Raw genomic sequence first — 19962 nt, forward strand, 5'->3', positions numbered from 1 at the left:
TCATGCGCATCGCCATCACCGGCGGGACCGGGTTCGTCGGTCGCCACTTGGCCGAACGCCTGCGGGGGGACGGCCACGAGACGGTGATCGTCTCTCGGCGCACCGGGATCGACATCGACGACGCCGAGGCACTCGCGACGGCGTTCGCGGGCTGCGACGCCGTCGCGCACTGCGCCGGCATCAACCGGGAGATCGGCGAGCAGACCTTCGAGCGCGTGCACGTCCGGGGCACCCAGGCCGTCGTGGACGCGGCCCGCCGAGCGGGCGTCGGGCGCCTCGTCCTCGTGAGCTTCCTCCGCGCCCGCCCCGACTGCGGCTCGGGCTACCACGAGACGAAATGGGCGGCCGAGGAGCTCGTCCGCGGGTCGGGCATCCCGCACACGGTCCTGAAGTTCGGGATGATCTACGGGGCCGGCGACCACATGATCGACCACGTGACGAAAGCCGTCCGCACCTTCCCCGTGTTCGCGACCGTCGGCTACCGCGAACGCCTCGTGCGTCCGGTGCCGGTCGCCGATGCGGTCGACGTCCTCCTCGCCGCCCTCGAGGGCCGGGTCACCGAGCCGACGGTCGCGGTGATGGGCGCCGAGACGCTGCCACTGGGGACGGCCGTCCGGCGGATCGCACGCGTCGCCGGCCGACGATCGCTGTACGTCCCGGTGCCGGTCTGGACGATCCGGTTGCTCGCGCGCCTGACCGAGCGGCTCATGGTGACACCGCTCGTCGCGAAAGCACAGGCGCAGATGCTCGCCGAGGGCGTCGACGCCGCGGCACCGCCGACACCCGAACTCCCCGAGGCACTGCGACCCCAGCGGCGGTTCGACGAGGCACGCATCCGCGCAGCGCTCCCCGCCGGACGGTTCACGCTCGCCGACCTGCGACGGTTCGCCTGATCGGAGCGCGGCGCCGAACGACGGGTGCCGACCGATCAGCGGTCATCGGGCCGACGGGGACCGGTCGACTCCCGTTCGATGAGCGTCGTCGCGAGCTCCAGGTGGTGCGAGAACGGCCGCTCTCCCGCCTGCAGCCGGAGCAGGGTGTCGACGGCCGCGCGGCCGATGTCGTGCATGGAGGTGTGCACCGTGGTCAGGCGAGGAACGGTGAGCATGGCCGAGTACGTGTCGTCGTAGCCGACGACGCTGACGTCCTCCGGCACGCGGAGCCCCGCCTGGAGCAGGGTGCGGATGACCGCGAAGGCGTCGGCGTCGTTGGTCGCGAAAACGGCCGTGGGTGGGTCGTCGAGCGCGAGCATGCGCTCCACGGCGGGCGCCGACGTACCCATCCCCTCCTCCGACACGAGCTCGGGGTCGAGCGGGATGCCGGCCGAGCGGAGCGCCTCGCGGTAGCCGACCGCCCGCGCCCGCAGCCCCGGATTCGCCGGGTGACCACCCACGAAGGCGATCCGCCGGTGGCCGAGGCCGATGAGATGCTCGACGGCCTGCTGCCCGCCGACCGCGTGGCTGGAGCCGATACTCGCCACCGACCGGGCGAGCGGATCCGGGGAGTCGACCGCGACGAGCGCGACGCCCGCATCCAGGCAGGCGTCCACCACGTCGGCGTCGATCGGTGTCGTCACGACGATCATGCCGAGCGCGCCCCGCGCGGCGACCCGCTCGACGAAGGCGCGGTCGAGCGCCAGCTCGTCACCGGTCGCGCCGTCGGTCCCGAATCCGGAAGCGGGCGACAGCACCCGGGTCACGAGGTCGACGTCGAGGCGTTGCGCGGCCGCGACCATGCCGTCGAGCACCCGCAGGGAGTACACGCTGTGCAGGGTGTCGAACACGACGTGGACCTGGCGTGGACCGCCGCCAGCCGAGCGCGCGGCCGGGCGGTACCCGAGCTCACGGACAGCCGCCTCCACGCGCGCCCGCGTCGCATCGGACATGCCCTGGCGGCCGTTGACGACCTTCGAGACGGTCGCGACGGAGACGCCGGCGCGTTCGGCGATCGACGCCAGGGTCGGGCCGGTCATCGGCGTGCGTGCCATACGGCTCCTCCAGGATCAGGGTCACGGATCGACCCAGCGTAGCGAAACAGTTTCGTGATCGACGCGTTGACCGGAACGAAGCCGCTCGCATAGCGTGAGCGGACCGTCGACCACAGACGAAAGACTTTCGCATCGAATCGCACTGGAGCGCGCCATGACCATCACCTCGTTCACCGACGGCTGGATCGTCCGGGCACCTCGGGGGCCCTTCGCGGCCGTGCAGGGCGGTGCCGACGACTCGGTGGCCGTGACACTCCCGCACGACGCACTCCGCGACGCCGACCGCTCAGCCGATGCCCCGGCGAAGGGTGGGGCCGCCTACTTCCCGGCCGGGGCCTTCAGCTACGTGAAGACCTTCGAGGCTCCAGGCGCGTGGGCGGGGCGGATCGTGCGACTCGAGGTCCAGGGCGCCTTCCGCCACGCGATGGTGTACCTCAACGACGAGTTCGCGGGCAACCGATCCGACGGCTTCGCGCGGTTCTTCGTCGACCTCACGCCGTACCTCCGAGCCGGTGCGACGAACACCCTGCGCATCGAGGTGCGCTCCGGCCAGGACTCGCGATGGTACGCCGGCGCAGGTCTCCACCGGCCGGTCCTCCTGCACGTGGACGAGCCGACGCACATCGTGCCCGACGGCGTCCGCATCACGACGGTCCGCATCGAGGACGACCAGGCGGTGTTGGAGGTCGCGACCTCCGTCGCCAACCGCGGCCTGACCACGAGCTCGCGGGTCCTCACCACCGAGCTCACCTCGCCCGAGGGCGTCGTCGTCGAACAGGACAGCACGCCCGTCACCGTCGCGCCGGGCGGCACGGCGACCATCCGGCAGCGACTCTACGTCCAGGATCCGGCGCTCTGGAGCGTCGAGTCCCCCGCGCTGTACACCGCGCAGACCATGCTGGCACCCGCCGCCGGCGAGTCGGACGCCGGCAGCGCCGTGCACACCGTCCACGGCATCCGAACCGTCACCGTCGACCCGCGGAAGGGACTCCGGATCAACGGCGAACCCGTGCTCCTGCGGGGTGCCTGCATCCACAGCGACAACGGCCCGCTCGGGGCGGCCTCGATCGCGCGTGCCGAGGAGCGGCGCATCCAGCTCCTCAAGGACGCGGGGTTCAACGCCATCCGGGCCGCCCACAACCCCGCCTCACCGGCCATGCTCGACGCCTGCGACCGGATCGGGATGCTCGTGATGGACGAGGCCTTCGACCAGTGGCACCGCGGCAAGACCACCTTCGACCCGTCACTCGACTTCGAGCAGTGGTGGCGGTCGGACCTGGAGTCGATGGTGGCCAAGGACGTCAACCACCCGAGCGTCATCATGTACTCGATCGGCAACGAGATCGTCGAGGTCGGGACCCCGCACGGCGCGATCCTGGCCCGCGAGCTCGCCGAGCACGTACGCGCACTCGACCCGACCCGACCGGTCACGAACGGCGTGAACGCGACCCTGTCGGTGCTCGACGAACTCGACGAGATCATGGCGTCGGACCAGGGGCTGAACGAACTGATGGGCGAGGCCGGCGCGAACATGATGAGCCTCATCGGCTCCTCCGACGCCGTCACGACCCGCACCGAGGAGTCCAGCGCGGCGCTCGACGTGCTGGGCCTCAACTACGCGGACGGCCGCTACGCGAGCGACGCCGAACGCTTCCCCCACCGGGTGATCGTGGGTTCTGAAACGTTCCCGACGCAGATCGGAGAGCTCTGGCCGCTCGTCGAGGCCAACCCGAACGTCATCGGCGACTTCACGTGGACCGGCTGGGACTACCTCGGCGAGGTCGGCATCGGGGCGACCTCCTACGCCGAGGACCCCGAGGCGAACGGGGCCCTCGAACGCGAGTTCCCGTACCTCACCGCCTGGTGCGGCGACCTCGACCTCACGGGCTGGCGCCGACCCGCCTCCTATTACCGGGAGATCGTCTTCGGCCTGCGCACGGAACCGGCGATCGCCGTGCTGCGCCCCGAACGCCACGGTCAGACGGTCACGATGCAGTCGCCGTGGGCGTGGAGCGACTCGGTCGACTCATGGACATGGCCGGGCTTCGAGGGAGCGCCGGTCACGGTCGAGGTCGCGGCGGACGCCGACGAGGTCGCGCTGCTCCTCGACGGGACCGAGGTCGCACGCGGGCAGGTGGGTGCACGCCGACCGATGCTCGCCTCGTTCGAGACCGTCTACCGGCCGGGCACGCTCGAGGCCGTCGCCTATCGCTCAGGGACGGTGGTCGGCCGCACCTCGCTCGTCTCCGCCACCGGCCCGACCCAGCTCGTCGCGACCGCCGACCGCACGGTGATCCGCGCCGACGACACCGACCTCTCCTTCGTCGCGATCGAACTGCGCGACACCGCCGGGGTGCTCGTCACGGGAGCCGACCGGGAGGTGTCGGTCGCCGTCGCCGGTGCCGGGGTCCTCACCGGGTTCGGCACCGGCGCGCCGAGCACGACCGAGCGGTTCGACGCCACCACCCGAACCACCTTCGACGGGCGGGCGCTCGCGATCATCCGCCCCACCGGGCCAGGATCCATCACGGTCACGGTCAGCGGTGCCGGCCTGCGCGACGTCGTCCTCGACCTGGAGGCTGTGGAGACGCCTTCGAGATCGTGACCGTCGGCGCCAGTGCCCGCCGCGTGTTATACAATGCTCTATATAAGACGGGAGCATCCATGACCATCACCTCCATCGACATCGACCAAGCCGAACTCAAGCAGGCGAAGGAGCTCGCCGGAACCACCTCCAACCGGGAGACGGTCGACCTCGCCCTCAGGACGCTCATCGCCGTCCGCCGTCAGCCTGCCGCTGTCGAACGCATCATCGGGCGGTCGTTCGAGCCGGATCAGTTGGATGCACCCACGATCACGCCGAGGGTCGGGCCTGCCGCCCGGTGACCGTCTACCTCGTCGACAACAGCATCTGGCAACTGGCGCACACGAGTGCCCGCATCGCGCAGCGACTTCGGGACCTCTCACCGCACCACTTGATCATCACGTGTCCTCCGCAGGTCCTGGAGTACTGCCATTCGGCGCGCACTGCCGACGAGTATCGCGAGCTTCGCGAGGACATGGACGGGCTGCTCCCTGCGTGGGAGCACCCGTCCGCGTCTGAGACTCTGGCCCTGCAGCAGGCGCTGTGGGAGAACGGGCTGGTCCGGGCGGCAGCGGCATTCGACTGCCTGATCGCCGCGTATGCGGTCGCCAACGACGCAGTCGTCCTCAACGCGGACCACGACTTCGGGTACCTCGAGCTGGCCACCCGGGGCGCCGTCCGCCAGGAGTACGTCGAACCCTGACTCGGTTCGGAGTGATGCTGAGTCAGTTCCCGTGCGGGTCGAGCCGGTTGACCGTCGCGACGGTCTGCGCGTAGTCGCCTCGGGCCTCGGCGAACCGGAGGAACTTGACGTTCTCCACCAGGATCTCGGTCGCGTCGGGCTGGGCCTCGATGAGCGCCATGACCTCGTCGACGTAGGCGTCGAGCGGCATCGCGAAGTCGCTCGTCTCCTGCCCCGGCATGAGCGAGGTGCGGACGGCGGGCGGGACGAGTTCGACGACGTGCACGCTCGTGGATGCGAGCTGCAGGCGGATGGACTCGCTCAGCATGTGGATCGCGGCCTTGCTCGCGTTGTACGTCGGGGTGACGCGCAACGGCGTGAACGCGAGGCCCGAGGAGACGGTCATGATGGTGGCGTCCGGCCGGCTGCGGAGGTGCTCGATGAACGCACCGATCAGCCGGATGGGGCCGAGGACGTTCGTCGTGATGATCTCCTCCGCGGTCGCGACGAAGTCCGGAGCCGTCCAGTCCTCGCCACGCATGACACCCGCCATGGTGATGAGGACGTTGAGCTCGGGGTGTTCGGCGATGACCTGGGCCGCGGCCGCCTCGATGCTCGCCGGGTCGGTCGTGTCGATGCGCACGGTGTGGAGACCGGGCTCCTCGGCCTCGATCGACTCGAGGAGTTCTGTGCGGCGCCCGCCGACGATGACGGTGTTGCCGGCCGAGTGGAGGCGTCGTGCGAGAGCGAGGCCGATGCCGCTCGTCGCGCCGGGGATGAAGACGGTGTTTCCGGTGATCTGCATGCGTCGAGTCTGCGGCCGTCCGACGCTCGCCACCAGGGTTCGCCGATCCAGGGATCCGCGGTCCCTGGATCGCCGGACCTCAGGGGCGGATACTGGCGGGATGGATCGCCCAGCGCTCGCAGACTTCCTCCTCCGTCACCGATCGGCCTTGCAGCCCGCGGATGTCGGCTTGAGTGCCGGTCCTCGGCGCCGGACGGCGGGGCTCCGACGCGAGGAGGTCGCGCAGCTCGCCGCGATGTCCACCGATTACTACGCGCGGCTCGAGCAGCAGCGCGGCCCCCAGCCGAGCACGCAGATGCTCGGTTCGCTCGCCCGTGCGCTGCGGCTGAGCGCCGAGGAACGCGACTACCTGTACCGGATCGCCGGCCACAACGCACCCGTGCGCCTCGCGACCTCGGACTACGTCGCCCCCGCGCTGCTGCGGGTCCTCGACCGGCTCACGGACACGCCGGCGCTCATCCTGTCGGCCCTCGGCGAGACGCTCGTCCAGAACGACCCCGCCCGCGCGCTGTTCGGCGATGAGAGCCGGTTCCAGGGCCTCGAACGCAGCGCGATCCACCGCTGGTTCGTCCGGCCCGAGGAGCGGCTCCGCTACCCGGAGGAGGACCGTGAGCGACAGAGTCGCGCCCAGGTCGCCTCCCTCCGTGCGGCCTACGGGTCACTCGGCGCACAGTCGCCGGCGGGCGAGATCGTCGACGCCCTCTCGGCGCACAGCGAGGAGTTCCGACGCCTGTGGGCGACGCACGAGGTCGGGCGCCGGTTCGAGGACCACAAGGTGCTCATCCATCCCGAGATCGGCCCCATCGAGCTCGACTGCCAGGCGCTCTTCACCGAGGACCAGTCGCAGTCCCTGCTCGTGCTCACCGCCGCACCCCATACGCCGGCCGAGGGCAAGCTGAAACTGCTCGCCGTGCTCGGGACGCAGACCTTCGAGGGGGCGCGGTAGCGGGAGCGACCTCCGGCCGGCGACTCAGAATGTCGGCGCCGTGCGGAGCTTCCGCCGACGGACCGCGCCGCCGATCGCGAGGCCGACACCGGCGATGATCGCGGGGACGACGAGACCGAGGACGACGACCGCGACGAGCGCCAGGACGAGGCTCGGCATCAGCCCGCCACCGAGCAGGTAGACCACGAGCAGCGGGATGAACGCGAGGAGCATCAGCCAGGCGAGGCCGGGCTGACGCGACACCGCGAGGACGCCTGCGACGAAGAGCAGCGACGCGAACCACAGCAGGACGCCCAGCAGGAACCGCCAGGAGTCGTACGCCGCAGCCGGCAGCAGTTGCGGCCCCGACGACGCGAGATCGCGGTTGCCGAAGAGCAGCAGCACCCCGACCGCCAGGCCGAGAGCCGCCAGGACAATGGCGATCACACCGAAAACACGCACAGGACCTCCCCAGGGAACACTGGAGATCCTGCCGGTCGTGGCGCCGGATGACAAGGGGTGACGCCGAGGTCGTTCATCACTCGGCGGGCGCGCCTCCCGCACCGTCGCCGACGACGACGGCGTCGCGCAGCGCCAGCAGGTGAGCACGGCTCAGGGCGGACGCGACCTCGCCGTCACGGTCTGCGACGGCGTCGACGATGCGCTCGTGCACCTGCTGATCGTGATCGGTGCCCGGCTCGCCACTGAGCCGCAACATCTGGATCATGGCGTCGTGGCTGCGCTCGGCGAAGGTGTCGAACAGTTCGGTCAGGATCGGGTTGCCACCGGCGGCCACGATGCTCCGATGGAGCGCGGTGTCAGCGTCCACTCTCGACGGGATCGTCGCCCGCTCGACGTTCCGGCGGTCGAGCGCCGCACGGATGACGCCCAGATCGGCGGCGGTGTGCCGCTCTGCGGCGAGCGCCGCTGCCTCGCTCTCGATGGCGAGGCGTGCTTCCAGGATCGAGGCGATGTTCGTCCGGAGCACGAGTGCCTCCCAGTCCTGCTGCGGCGCGAGGGCCTGCAGGAAGATCCCCGACCCCTGGCGGCTCATCAGGATGCCTTGTCCGGCCAACTGCCGGATCGCCTCCCGCATGGTGGATCGGCCGACGCCGAGCTGGGGGCCCAGTGTCGTCTCGCCGGGGAGCTTCTGGCCGATCGCCCACTCACCGGTCTGGATCCGTGCCAGCAGGAGGCGGGCCGCCTGGTCCGAGAGGGATTCGCGTCGCACGGTGGTCATGGATCGATCATAGTCCTCAGCTTGTCTGACAAGTTGTGTTACCGTGGCCGCGTGATCCTCTCCGACTCCCGCCTCTCCACCCCAGCCGGGCCCGTTCCTCCGCACGCTCCCACCTGGAACCGCCAGCGGCGTTCACAGATGCCGTCCGACCGCTACCAGGACCTCTTCTCCCGCGTCGACGTGCCGCTCGTCGACCGCGAGTGGCCGGCACGACGCCTCACCGAAGCCCCACTCTGGGTGCCGGTGGACCTGCGCGACGGTAACCAGGCGCTGGCCGAGCCGATGGATCCCGCGCGCAAGCGGAACTTCTTCGAGCTCATGGTCACCATGGGCTACAAGGAGATCGAGGTCGGCTACCCCTCCGCCTCGCAGACGGACTACGACTTCGTGCGCCTCATCGCCGAGACCGACATCGCCCCCGAGGACGTCACCATCGTGGTGTTCACCCCGGCCCGCCGGGACCTCATCGAGCGGACCGTCGAGTCGATCCGGGGTATCCGCAACCAGGTCGTCATCCACATGTACACGGCGACCGCCCCGCTCTGGCGGGAGGTCGTGCTCGGCCACGACCGGGACTCGCTGCGGTCGTTGATCCTCCAGGGCGGGTCGGACGTGCTCGAGTTCGCCGGCGACCTCGACGGCGTCCGGTTCGAGTTCTCGCCCGAGGTGTTCAACCTGACGGAGCCCGACTATGCGCTGGAGCTCTGCGATGCCGTGACCACCCTCTGGGACGCGTCCGAGGACCGACCGGTGATCCTCAACCTGCCGGCGACCGTCGAGGCGGCGACGCCGAACGTGTACGCGGATCAGATCGAGTACATGCACCGGAACCTCGCCCGGCGGCCGTCGGTCATTCTCTCCGTGCACCCGCACAACGACCGCGGCACCGGCATCGCGTGCGCGGAACTCGCGGTACTGGCCGGCGCCCAACGCGTCGAGGGCTGCATCTTCGGGAACGGCGAGCGTACCGGCAACGTCGACATCGCGACGCTGGCGTTGAACCTCCACACGCAGGGCGTCGATCCCATGATCGACTTCTCCGACATCGACCACATCCGTCGGGTCGTCGAGCACAGCAACCGCATCGATGTCCACCCGCGGCATCCCTATGTCGGCGAGCTGGTGCACACGGCGTTCTCCGGCACGCACCAGGATGCGATCAAGAAGGGCTTCGCCGAGCACCGCGCCCGGGCCGAGGCGAGCGGCAGCCGGGCCGAGGACCTCCCGTGGCGGGTGCCGTACCTGCCGATCGATCCGGGAGATCTGGGGCGGAGCTACGAGGCCGTCATCCGCGTGAACTCGCAGTCGGGCAAGGGCGGCATCGCCTACCTGCTGGAGCGCGACTACGGCATCGAGATGCCGAGGCGTCTGCAGGTCGACTTCTCCCGCCGGGTGCAGCAGCACGCGGACGACTCCGGGCACGAACTCGATGCTGAGGCGCTCTTCGAGATCTTCGAGCGCGACTACCTCACGCAGCCCGGGTCGACACGTCTGGTCGAACTCGACACCACCAGCGCGAACGGGACGACCAGGACGTCCCTGCGGATCGAGGTCGACGGCGCCACCCACGCCGCGGCGTTCCCCGAGGTCGGCCCGGTGGAGGCGACGACCCTCCTGCTCGCCGAGCACGGTCTACCGGTCGAGATCGTCTCCCTGCATCAGACCTCGCTGACGTCGGGGAGCGACGCGCAGGCGCTCACTCTCGTCGAGTACCGCCTCGGCCAGCGGACGGGCTGGGCAGCGGGCCGCGACCGCTCCGTCCTCGAAGCGAGCGTGCAGGCGGTCCTCAACGCAGCGGGCGCCGCGAACCGTTCCGTCGACTGAGCGATCGTCCTACAGTGGGGCGTCAGGGCACCCCGCGCGCCCGAGCCATCACGAGGGAGCGATGCGATGCGACCACTCCGGTATTCGATCAACGTCACGCTCGACGGTTGCTGCCATCACGAGGCCGGGCTCCCACCGGACGAGGAGTCGATGCGCTTCTGGACGGCCGAGATGGAACGAGCCGACGCCCTCCTCTTCGGCCGGGTCACCTACGAGATGATGGAGTCCACCTGGCGGCGGCCACCCGACGGCGTCTGGCCCGACTGGATGGGCGCCTCGGAGATCGCGTTCGCGGAGGCCATCGACCAGGCGCAGAAGGTCGTGGTGTCGAGCACGCTGGCGTCGGTCGACTGGAATGCCGAGCTGCTCCGCGGGGACGTCGGCGCAGCCGTGCAGCGGCTCAAGGCGGAGCCCGGCACCGGCCTGTGGGTGGGTGGTGTGACGCTCCCCCGCGCGCTGGCCGACTTGGGGCTCATCGACGAATACGAGTTCGTCGTGCAGCCGGTCCTCGCCGGCCACGGCCCGACGCTGCTCGCCGGGTTGCGCGAACAGATCCAGCTCGAACTGGTGCACCGCGAACCGTTCGGCTCGGGTGCGGTCGCCATGCGGTACCGGCCGAAACCGTCGGCCGACTGAACCACACGAAGGAGCATCCCATGCACTGGAATCTCGAAGTCGTCCCCGTCAGCGTCGCCGACGTCGACCGGGCGAAAGCCTTCTACGAGGAGCAGCTCGGGTTCCATCTCGACCTCGACCATCGGGTCAGCGACGATCTCCGCATCGTGCAGCTCACCCCACCCGGATCGGCGAGCAGCATCCAGCTGAAGGTCGGCGACACCCGCCTCGAGGGCCTGCAGCTCGTCGTCGACGACGTCGACGCGGCCCGGTCCGAACTCGCCGAGCGCGGCGTCGACGTGACACCGGTGATGCACTTCGAAAACGGCGTCCGCCTGGAGGGCCGAGGCGGCGACTGGAACTCGTTCGTGTTCTTCGCCGATCCGGACGGCAACACCTGGGTGATCCAGGAGCGGCCGCAGGCAGTCTGACAGCGCGGAAGCGCGGTCAGGAGCTGAGCGCCTCCGTCACCCGGCGATCGGGCGGAGCGGCGGGAGCAGACCGCGGGCGGCCGCAGCCGCTCGCGCCACCATGAGCGGCGGATCGACGATCGTCCCGTCAGTGATCAGCTGGTCGAGCTCAACCAGCTGCATGCGCACAAGGCGGACCTGTTCGCCGGGGTCGGACGTGTCGGGACGTCCCGCTCGCAGGCCGGACGTGGAGATGAACAGGTGTGTGGGCCATGCTGCGCGCCCCGGGTTCATGAAGAAGGTGTGGAGCGGTCGAAGATCGTCCACGATCAGCCCCAGCTCCTCCTCCAGCTCGCGCCGAGCAGCGTCGAGCGGTTCCTCCTCGCTCCGGCCTCCGCCACCTGGCAGATCGTAGATCCACCGGTCGAGGGGATAGCGATACTGCCGCGCCAGGATCACGTCGTCCCCGTCGACGATGAGTGACGCGACCGAGAACGGCACACTCTCATCGACGAGGTAGCCGAGACGGGAACCACCGGGCACCTCCACCTCGTGCTCGACCAAGGTGACCCGCCCCTCGAAGACCGTCCTCCTCGAGCGTGTGCTCCAAGCCGTCTCGATCTCGCCGTCCGCCCGCTCCCGGTCGCTGTGCGGGTCGAGAGACGGAACACGCCCGTCCGTCTGCAGCGAAGCCCAGACGTCGCGGATCGCCTGCAGCTGCTGATCGACCGTCATGCCGCTGACATCGATCACGTGGTCCACGTCCGGCGGCGGCGTCAGGAGCGCGTGCACCAGATCGAACTCGTCGTCGGACAGGTAGACGGCACGGGTCGTGGCGCGCTGGTGCGCCTCGTCGAGCGGGAGTGTCAGGTGTACGACGAGGCAGTCCGGGAGTTCCGCCCGATAGACCGCGAGGGCCTCCGGCGTGACGACGTCGGCGATGACGACCGCGAAGCCGCCCTCGAGGAGATTCCTCGCCATGGCCGACGCGTTCCGAGCCGCGAGGCGGTGTTGGGACACCCCGTCGTCTCCGCTCCACAGCGTGGCCTCGCCCGACACCACCAGTTGCCGGATGTCGTCGACATCGATGAAGGCGGCGCGGTCGAGCTCCCGGGCCAGCAGGCGCCCGCACGTCGACTTCCCGACCGCCGGGCCGCCGGACAACACCACTGGACGCATGAACCCGCCTTCGATCGACGCCCACGCTAGCAAGCAGCGGCGTGGTCGGCGACCCCTCCGTCATGTGCTGGACTGGGAGGATGACCGACCACCTCCAACGCGCCCTCACCCTCCACTCGATGCACGTCCAGGGCGACCCGCTGATCCTCCCCAACGCGTGGGACGTCGCTTCAGCCCGTGCCGTCCTCGCGGCGGGCGCGCAGGCGGTCGCGACCACGAGCGCCGGTGTCGCCTGGTCGCTCGGGCACCGCGACGGGAACGAGCTCAGCCGGGAGACGGCTCTCGACGCCGTGCGACGGATCACCGCCGCCGTGCCGGTCCCGGTCACCGCCGACATCGAGGGCGGTTACGGCGACACCTCGGCCGAGGTCGCCCGCACCATCGCCGCCTGCATCGAGGCGGGCGTCTCAGGGGTGAACCTCGAGGACACGCTCCGCCCGGTCGAGGAACAGGAGCACCGGATCGCCGCCGCACGACGTGCAGCCGACGAGGCCGGGATCCACCTCTTCATCAATGCGCGGATCGACACGCATCGACTCGGTGACGTCGGTGGGGACCACTGGTTCGACGAGACCGTGACCCGTGCCGCCGCGTATGCGCGGGCAGGCGCGAGCGGGATCTTCGTGCTCGGCGCCCTCCGCGCCGACACGATCGAACGACTCGCGGACAGGACCACCCTCCCGGTCAACGTCGCCTTCGGTCCCGGAACCCTGTCGATCAGCGAGCTCGCGAAGGCCGGGGCGAGCCGGATCAGCGCCGGCTCGTCGATCGCCGAGGCCGCCTATAGCCTCGCGCACCAGTGGGCCTCGTCGATGCTCGACTCCCCCGATGCGGCACCGGCGCAGCCGCCCGCACTCGGTTGGGCCGCGATGAACGGCCTGATCCGGGACTGAACCGCCGCGGAGTCAGCCGTCGAACCGGACGTGCCGTTCCGACGTGGACCCGGAGGGGACGATGTCGATCTCCATCAGGTACCGGGCGGCTCCGTCCAGCGGTGGGTCGCCAGCTGCCGCGAGCCAAGCCACCGCGCTACCCTGTTCGGCAGTGAACCGTTCTTTCCCTCTGTGACCCAGAGCCCCTCCAGCGACACCCGTTCGCTCCTCCGACGAGGGGCGGTGATTTCGTGCGCCCGGAAGGGGAGCTCCCTGCGGAGTTCCCCCGCATCCCGGCCAGCATTCGAAACCACTCCGGAAAGACCACCCACGCATGCCTTTCAACGACGCTTCCGTCACCCCGTCCGACGACCGCTCGGCACTCCGCGCGAACTGCGCTGACTGCTTCGCCCTCTGCTGCACCGCCTTCGGATTCCAACGATCCGCGGACTTCCCGATCGACAAACCCGCCGGCACACCCTGCCAGAACCTCGCCGACGACTTCTCCTGCACCATCCACGAGTCCCTCCGCCCGCGAGGCTTCCGCGGCTGCACCGTGTTCGACTGCTTCGGTGCCGGGCAGCTCGTGTCGCAGGAGTTGTTCGGCGGAACGAGCTGGCGGGAACGCCCCGACACCAGCGCCGAGATGTTCCGCACCTTCGGCGCCGTCCGACAACTGCAGGAGATGCGCTGGTACCTCGTCGAGGCCGCCGAACGCGCGAGCGACACCGACCTCGCTGAACCGGTCGATCAGCTCCGAGCGGAGGTCGTGCGGGTCCTCGACGGCGGGACGGCCGAGATCCTCGCCGCTGATGTCGACGGGCTCCGCTCCGCCGTCCGGACGGTGTTGGTCGACATCAGCGAGGAGGCACGCGGCGGGTACCTGGCCGGCGCCGGCTGGGAGGTGGACGACGCCCTCCAGCCCTCGGCGGACCTCGTCGGCCGGGACCTGCGCGATCGCCGCTTGTGCGGAGCCGAGCTGCGCGGGGCGCTCCTCATCGGCGCCGACCTCCGCGGAACGGACCTGGCGGGCGTCGATCTCCTGGGTGCCGACCTTCGCGGTGCACGACTCGACGGAGCCGACCTCGCGGATGCCCTGTTCCTCACGCAGGCGCAGGTGAACGCCGCGCGCGGTGATGCGGCGACCCTGCTCCCGGCAACCATCGACCAGCCGGGGCACTGGACGAAGTCCCCATCCACCTCAACGACGGATGGGGAGTTGTCCCCGTAGGCTCAGGCGCCTCGTCCCCGATAGCGTCGAGGACATGACCCGCTCCCGCCGCGCCCTCACGTTGACCGCCCTCATCGCCGCGACTCTCGGGGTCGCCCTGACCGGATGCTCCGCCGGCACCCAGCAGGCTCCCGATGACGCCCTGGCGATCGGCACGGGCGTGGCCGTCGAGGTCGGCACCGGCGTGGAGATGTCGTTCTCGATCGACGACGTCCGGGAGGGGAAGCTCAGCGACCTCGCGGAGATGGGCTTGCAGTCGACGCCGTCGGACGACGGCAAGGTCCCGTACTTCGTGACGTACTCGGTCACCCTCACCGACGGCGAGATCGCGGACGCCGACCGCTCGGCCCTCCCGGTGCCGAAGACCGACGAGTGGAAGCTCACTGGCAAGGGCGCTTACCGGCCCATCCAGGTGATCGGCCAGTTCGACTGCACGCCGGACGGCAACGCGACCGCCGGGGTCGCACCCGATGCGCCGCTCGTCGCCTGCCAGGCCTTCCTCGGTGACGCCGACGCGCTCCCCACGGCCATCGAGGTGAAGGACCTCGGCACCTGGGCGACCAAGGACTGAGCGCGGCGACCTCACCCTGCGTCGGCGTCCGGCCTTCCGCCGCGCGTCGACGCAGGGTAGTGTCTGCCGTGCGATAAGCGAACACTGTGTTCCATTATCGAATTCTTGACGACGAAGTGAGGAATCGATGCAGTTCCACCACCATGGCTACGTCTCCGGCGATCCGCGCGTGCTCCCCGCCGCGGGGGTCGGGATCGACCGGCCCGACGAGCTGCCGGACGAGGTCGACGTCCTCATCGTCGGCAGCGGACCCGCCGGCATGATCGCCGCCGCCCAGCTCTCCCGGTTCCCGACGATCACCACGCGGATCGTCGAGCGACGACCGGGACGCCTCGCGATCGGCCAGGCGGACGGCATCCAGGCGCGCAGCGTCGAGACGTTCAACGCGTTCGGCTTCGCTGAGCGCATCACCGCCGAGGCGTACCGGATCACCGAGATGGCGTTCTGGAAGCCCGACCTCGAGGACCCGAGCCGCATCGTCCGCGGCGCCCGCCCTCTCGACGACACGACGGGCGTCAGCGAGTACCCGCACCTCATCGTCAACCAGGCGCGCGTGCTCGACTACTTCGCCGAGTACATGGCCAACGCACCGACGCGTATGCGACCCGACTACGGCTGGGCGTTCCAGGGCCTCGAGATCGACGACACCGCCGAGTACCCGGTGACGGTGACCCTGCTCGACACCGGCGAGTACTCGACCGGCGCCACGAGGACGGTGCGCGCGAAATATGTGATCGGGGCGGACGGCGCCAGGAGCGGCGTGCGTCAAGCGATCGGCTGCACCCTCGCCGGCGACCAGGCGAACCACGCCTGGGGTGTCATGGACGCCCTCGCCGTCACGGACTTCCCGGACATCCGAACGAAGTGCGCGATCCAGTCGGGCTCGGGCGGCAGCATCCTGCTGATCCCGCGTGAGGGCGGGCACCTGTTCCGCATGTACGTCGACCTCGGCGAGGTGCCGGCGGGCGGCGGCGCAGCGGTCCGGTCCACCTCGATCGAGCAGATCATCGAGCACGCGAACGCGATCCTCAGCCCCTACCGGCTCGACGTGAAGCACGTCGCCTGGCACAGCGTCTACGAGGTCGGGCACCGACTGACCGACCGTTTCGACGACGTCCCGCTCGCCGAACTCGGCACGCGCACACCACGCGTGTTCATCACCGGCGACGCCTGCCACACGCACAGCGCGAAGGCCGGGCAGGGCATGAACGTGTCGATGCAGGACGGCTTCAACCTCGCCTGGAAGCTCGGACATGTGCTGGAGGGTCGCAGTCCCGAGAGCCTGCTGGCCACCTACTCGGCCGAGCGGCAGGTCGTCGCACAGGACCTCATCGACTTCGACCGCGAGTGGTCGACGCTCATGGCGAAGCGACCGGAGGAGTTCGCCGACCCCTCGGAGCTCGCCGACTTCTACGTGCGGACGGCCGAGTTCCCGGCGGGGTTCATGACCGAGTACGCCCCGTCGGCCATCGTCGGCGAGGCGACCCACCAGCATCTCGCGACCGGCTTCCCACTCGGCAAGCGCTTCAAGTCGGCCCTCACCTCGCGGGTCGCCGACGCGAACCACGTCCACCTCGGACACCACGCCACGGCCGACGGTCGGTGGCGGGTCTACGTGTTCGCCGACGCCGCCTCCCCCGCCACGGGTCGCTCGGCGGAGCTGGCGGCCTGGCTCCAGGACGCGCCGGAATCGCCCCTGCACCAGGTGCCCGACGGCGTGCGGGCGGACGACTGGTTCGACGTGAAGGTGGTCTACCAGGAGCACCACACGGACATCGAGCTCGGGACCGTGCCGCAGGTCTTCCTGCCGCGGGTCGGCCCGTTCGACCTCGTCGACTACGAGAAGGTCTACGCGGTGCACCCCGAGGTCGACGTCTTCGAGGAGCGCGGCATCGACCGCGACGGCGCGATCGTCGTGGTGCGACCCGACCAGTACGTCGCCCACGTGCTGCCGCTGACGGCCACGGTGGAACTCGCCGCGTTCTTCGACGGCGTCATGGGACGGGAGGCGGCGCGCCCCGCCTGACTCTCAGACGGGCTCGGCGTCGAGGTCGGCGAGGTCCAGCACGAAGCGGTACCGGACGTCGTTCCGCGCGAGCCGGTCGAGGGCCACGTCCACGTCGGCGGAGGGGACGACCTCGACGTCGGCCGTCACGCCGTGGGTGCCGCAGAAGTCGAGGAGGTCCTGCGTCCACGGGCGACCGCCGCTGCCGGACGAGGTCAGGCGCTTCCGGCCGAGGAGGAGGTCCATGGTCTGGATGGAGATCGGACCGAGGGTGCCGAGCGAGCAGAGCGTCCCGTCGAGGTCGAGGACGCGGAGGTACGGCGCGAGATCGTGCTCGGCTGAGACCGTGTCGATCACCAGGTCGAGGCTGCCGGCCGCGGCGGCCATGGCGTCCGCGTCTGTCGAGACGACCACCCGCGACGCCCCGAGCCGCTCGGCGTCGCTCGCCTTGCCTTCCGAGGTGGTGAAGACGGTGACGTCGGCGCCGAGCGCATGCCCGAGCCGGACGGCGAGATGCCCGAGACCGCCGAGGCCGACGACCCCGAGTCGCGTCCCGTCCCCCACCTCGTTGCTCCGGAGCGGCTCCCAGACGGTGATGCCCGCGCACATGAGGGGCGCGACGCCGGCCGGGTCGAGGGAGAGCGGGCGGTGGTAGACGAAGCTGTCGCGCACGATGTAGCGACCGGCGTAGCCGCCGAGCGTCGTGCTCCCGTCGACGCGGTCCCGCCCGCCGTAGGTGAGGGTCGGGAACTCCGCGCAGTAGTTCTCCTGGCCGCGCAGACACATCGCACAGGTGCCGCAGGAGTCGACGATGTTGCCGACGGCGACCGGATCGCCGGGGGCGAACGCCGTCACCGCGGAACCGACGGCGACGACCTCGCCGACGAACTCGTGGCCGGGCACGAGTCCCGCTTGAGGCCCTGCGGAGTCAAGGGCGTGCAGGTCGCTGTGACAGACCCCGCAGTAGGTGACGCGGACGTCGACGTCGTCCGGTCGGAGGTCGCGGCGCTCGATCGTGGTCCGCTGGAGCGACCGGGGCGTGGCGGTGGACATGAGGGCGGTTGTGCGCATGGCTCGATACTACCTACTAGTTGGTAGGTTCGGTAGACTCGGTCGATGACCACCGCGGACCAGACTCGCCAGCGCATCCTCGACGCCGCGACCGAGGAGTTCGCCACCCATGGCATCGCGGGTGCCCGGGTAGACCGGATCGCCCGTCGGTCCGGCATGAGCAAGCCCATGATCTACGCGTACTACGGAGCGAAGGACCAGCTCTTCGACGCGGTGTTCCACGCCCATGTCATCGCGAACAGCGACCGGGTCCCGTTCACCGCGGCCCAGCTCCCCGAATACGCGGCCCGACTCTACGACGACTACCTCGCCGACCCGGCACTCGCCCGCCTCGTCATGTGGAAGCGCCTCGAGCGTGAGAGCACCGGTTACCTCTACCCCAGCCTCGAGGACCACGACGTCCAGCACATCCGCGACATCGAGGCCGAACAGCGCGCAGGGTCGATCCGCCCCGATCTCGACCCGGCCGACATCTGGTCGTTGCTCATCTCGACCGCGGCGACCTGGGCGCAGGCGTCCATGACGACCGTCGCCACCTCGGCGGACGCGCCCGAGGTCCACGAGCGTCGCCGGACCGCACTGGCGTCGACCATCCGCGACGGGCTCTGCACGCGCTGACGCGGCAGTGGCCCGAGGTCACCGATCATGATCGCGAGGATGACCGCGACACGTGGAGTGAGGCGAGGATCATCAGCACGGCGAGCATGCCCGTCATCACCGAGGTGCCGACGACGAGGAGGAGGGTCACCGCGCTCAGCCCGAGGAGGACGGCGACCGTGATCCGACGACGGGAGCGTGTCGCGACCGGCATCGTGACCGCCTCGACACGCGCGAACACCGTGGCCACGGCGGCGGTCAGCCCGAGTGCTGCGGCGAGCCAGACCGGCCGGCCGAGCCACCAAGCGGCGCTGCTCGGTTCGGGGAGCACGACACCCGTGGTGAGTGCGAACACCGCGGACGCCCCCGCCATCGCCAGCAGGACCGGCATGTGCCAGAGGTAGACCGTCATGGCCCGCGTGGTCACGAAGGCCGTTACGCTCGCGACCCGGGGTCGCCGGCTGAGCCGGGTCAGCCGCTCGCGCAGCAGCGAGAGCGGCGCCGTGTGTGCGACCCCGACGAGGAGGAGGGCGGCGGTCGGCGGATTGATGTTGGCGATGAGGTCGGCCGAGTACACCCCGACGCACCACAGGACGACGAGCACGACGACCGCCCCGGCACCGGCCGCGATCCGGACACGTTTGGCCAGCGCGTCGATCGAGCCGTCCGCCAGGAAGAACCCGAGCTGCTGGAGCGTGGTCCACACGAAGACGAGGTTGAGGAACCCGAGGGCGTCGACACCGGTGGACGCCCGCAGGACGTCGACGAGGACGGCAGCGACGACGAGCGCCACGATGGCCCGCATCGGAGCGCGCTCATGGGCTGCGGCGAGCGCGGGCAGGAGTGCCTGGCAGAGCAGGAACACCGCGAGGAACCAGAGCGGCTGCCCGAACCGGAAGCCGGCGGTGGCGATGAGGTCGGCCGGCACGCCGGCCAGGGTCAGCATCGCGAGGGCCGCGGCCGTGCAGCCGATGGTGACGACCGCCGGGAGGAGGAGTCGGTGCAGCCGTGCCGCGACGAACGCCGAGGCCGGCACGCCTCGGGCCCGCTGCCGACGGAAGGCGAGGAGCCCAGCGAACCCGCCGATCACGAAGAAGAGCGGCATGACCTGCAGGACCCAGCTGAGCGGTGCGATCCACGCGGTGCCGTCGCTCGCGTTCGCGAACACCGGGCCGACGGAGGTCACCGTCACGCCGACCATCATCGCGTGGAGGACGACGACTCCGACGATGCAGCAGGCGCGGACGAGGTCGATGCCGGTGTCACGGGCGTTCGACGCGACGGCTGCGGGCGCGAGCCCTGGCCTGAGCGCGGGTCTGGCGGCCTGCGGTGGGGTGTGGGTGATGGCCATGACGGTCCTCCTC

At 70.3% G+C, this 19962-nt stretch carries 20 protein-coding genes; 13 read left to right on the plus strand and 7 right to left on the minus strand.

Features of this window, described 5'->3' with window-relative positions:
- The first annotated feature begins 2 nt into the window (after positions 1–2).
- Positions 3–893 (plus strand): NAD-dependent epimerase/dehydratase family protein, encoded by an 891-nt coding sequence (locus tag ASF68_RS09585; RefSeq protein WP_056009667.1) that lies wholly within the window; start codon positions 3–5, stop codon positions 891–893.
- Between the two features lie 35 nt (positions 894–928).
- On the opposite strand, the gene ASF68_RS09590 is transcribed toward ASF68_RS09585, so the two are convergent.
- Positions 929–1987, minus strand: a complete 1059-nt coding sequence (locus ASF68_RS09590; RefSeq protein ID WP_056009669.1) for a LacI family DNA-binding transcriptional regulator — start codon at positions 1985–1987, stop codon at positions 929–931.
- A 154-nt stretch (positions 1988–2141) separates the two neighbouring features.
- Between ASF68_RS09590 and ASF68_RS09595 the strand changes: the two genes are divergently transcribed.
- Genes ASF68_RS09595 through ASF68_RS09605 form a run of 3 tightly spaced genes read left to right on the plus strand, consistent with a single transcriptional unit; the run spans position 2142 to position 5274 of the window.
- Positions 2142–4592, plus strand: a complete 2451-nt coding sequence (locus ASF68_RS09595) for a glycoside hydrolase family 2 TIM barrel-domain containing protein (protein WP_056009672.1) — start codon at positions 2142–2144, stop codon at positions 4590–4592.
- A 59-nt stretch (positions 4593–4651) separates the two neighbouring features.
- The gene (locus ASF68_RS09600) at positions 4652–4873 is read left to right on the plus strand and encodes a type II toxin-antitoxin system VapB family antitoxin (protein WP_056009675.1); all 222 of its coding nucleotides are present in this window, start codon (positions 4652–4654) and stop codon (positions 4871–4873) included.
- The gene (locus ASF68_RS09605) at positions 4870–5274 is read left to right on the plus strand and encodes a hypothetical protein (protein ID WP_056009678.1); all 405 of its coding nucleotides are present in this window, start codon (positions 4870–4872) and stop codon (positions 5272–5274) included. Before ASF68_RS09600 ends, ASF68_RS09605 begins: the two co-directional genes overlap by 4 nt.
- Positions 5275–5296: 22 nt before the next feature.
- Here ASF68_RS09605 and ASF68_RS09610 read toward each other — a convergent pair whose 3' ends face one another.
- Entirely contained in the window at positions 5297–6058 is a 762-nt protein-coding gene (locus tag ASF68_RS09610; protein ID WP_056009681.1) for an SDR family oxidoreductase, read from the minus strand.
- Positions 6059–6158: 100 nt separating this feature from the next.
- On the opposite strand from ASF68_RS09610, the gene ASF68_RS09615 reads away from it, so the two are divergent.
- A complete protein-coding gene (locus ASF68_RS09615) occupies positions 6159–7004 on the plus strand; it encodes a helix-turn-helix transcriptional regulator (RefSeq protein WP_056009685.1) in 846 nt (281 codons plus the stop codon).
- A 24-nt stretch (positions 7005–7028) separates the two neighbouring features.
- Here the strand turns inward: ASF68_RS09615 and ASF68_RS09620 are convergent, their stop codons facing one another.
- A complete protein-coding gene (locus tag ASF68_RS09620; RefSeq protein WP_157580291.1) occupies positions 7029–7430 on the minus strand; it encodes a hypothetical protein in 402 nt (133 codons plus the stop codon).
- 91 nt (positions 7431–7521) lie between these two features.
- Positions 7522–8223, minus strand: a complete 702-nt coding sequence (locus ASF68_RS09625; protein WP_056009691.1) for a FadR/GntR family transcriptional regulator — start codon at positions 8221–8223, stop codon at positions 7522–7524.
- A 138-nt stretch (positions 8224–8361) separates the two neighbouring features.
- Here ASF68_RS09625 and ASF68_RS09630 point away from each other — a divergent pair, with 138 nt between their 5' ends.
- The 3 genes from ASF68_RS09630 (at position 8362) to ASF68_RS09640 (ending at position 11093) form a co-directional block, all read left to right on the plus strand.
- A complete protein-coding gene (locus ASF68_RS09630) occupies positions 8362–10047 on the plus strand; it encodes a 2-isopropylmalate synthase (protein ID WP_082498560.1) in 1686 nt (561 codons plus the stop codon).
- Between the two features lie 66 nt (positions 10048–10113).
- Positions 10114–10683, plus strand: coding sequence for a dihydrofolate reductase family protein (locus ASF68_RS09635; RefSeq protein ID WP_056009696.1), 570 nt, complete (start codon positions 10114–10116; stop codon positions 10681–10683).
- Positions 10684–10703: 20 nt separating this feature from the next.
- Positions 10704–11093: a VOC family protein gene (locus ASF68_RS09640; RefSeq protein ID WP_056009699.1), complete on the plus strand. Its 390-nt coding sequence runs from the start codon at positions 10704–10706 to the stop codon at positions 11091–11093.
- 36 nt (positions 11094–11129) lie between these two features.
- Here ASF68_RS09640 and ASF68_RS19200 read toward each other — a convergent pair whose 3' ends face one another.
- Positions 11130–12251, minus strand: a complete 1122-nt coding sequence (locus tag ASF68_RS19200) for an NUDIX domain-containing protein (protein WP_235526777.1) — start codon at positions 12249–12251, stop codon at positions 11130–11132.
- Positions 12252–12331: 80 nt separating this feature from the next.
- Between ASF68_RS19200 and ASF68_RS09650 the strand changes: the two genes are divergently transcribed.
- The 4 genes from ASF68_RS09650 to ASF68_RS09665 all read left to right on the plus strand — a co-directional run bounded on the left by ASF68_RS09650 (position 12332) and on the right by ASF68_RS09665 (position 16951).
- The gene (locus tag ASF68_RS09650) at positions 12332–13144 is read left to right on the plus strand and encodes an isocitrate lyase/phosphoenolpyruvate mutase family protein (RefSeq protein ID WP_056009700.1); all 813 of its coding nucleotides are present in this window, start codon (positions 12332–12334) and stop codon (positions 13142–13144) included.
- Positions 13145–13457: 313 nt separating this feature from the next.
- Positions 13458–14354, plus strand: coding sequence for a pentapeptide repeat-containing protein (locus ASF68_RS09655; RefSeq protein ID WP_056009702.1), 897 nt, complete (start codon positions 13458–13460; stop codon positions 14352–14354).
- Between the two features lie 34 nt (positions 14355–14388).
- Positions 14389–14925 (plus strand): hypothetical protein, encoded by a 537-nt coding sequence (locus ASF68_RS09660; protein WP_056009704.1) that lies wholly within the window; start codon positions 14389–14391, stop codon positions 14923–14925.
- Between the two features lie 127 nt (positions 14926–15052).
- Positions 15053–16951, plus strand: coding sequence for an FAD-binding monooxygenase (locus ASF68_RS09665; protein WP_056009705.1), 1899 nt, complete (start codon positions 15053–15055; stop codon positions 16949–16951).
- A 3-nt stretch (positions 16952–16954) separates the two neighbouring features.
- On the opposite strand, the gene ASF68_RS09670 is transcribed toward ASF68_RS09665, so the two are convergent.
- The gene (locus tag ASF68_RS09670; RefSeq protein WP_056009708.1) at positions 16955–18001 is read right to left on the minus strand and encodes an NAD(P)-dependent alcohol dehydrogenase; all 1047 of its coding nucleotides are present in this window, start codon (positions 17999–18001) and stop codon (positions 16955–16957) included.
- Positions 18002–18046: 45 nt separating this feature from the next.
- On the opposite strand from ASF68_RS09670, the gene ASF68_RS09675 reads away from it, so the two are divergent.
- Positions 18047–18619: a TetR/AcrR family transcriptional regulator gene (locus ASF68_RS09675; RefSeq protein WP_056009709.1), complete on the plus strand. Its 573-nt coding sequence runs from the start codon at positions 18047–18049 to the stop codon at positions 18617–18619.
- A gap of 25 nt (positions 18620–18644) precedes the next feature.
- On the opposite strand, the gene ASF68_RS09680 is transcribed toward ASF68_RS09675, so the two are convergent.
- Positions 18645–19949 (minus strand): acyltransferase, encoded by a 1305-nt coding sequence (locus tag ASF68_RS09680; RefSeq protein WP_056009711.1) that lies wholly within the window; start codon positions 19947–19949, stop codon positions 18645–18647.
- Between the last annotated feature and the right edge of the window lie 13 nt (positions 19950–19962).

It is taken from the genome of Plantibacter sp. Leaf314, from assembly GCF_001423185.1.
GTDB lineage: Bacteria > Actinomycetota > Actinomycetes > Actinomycetales > Microbacteriaceae > Plantibacter.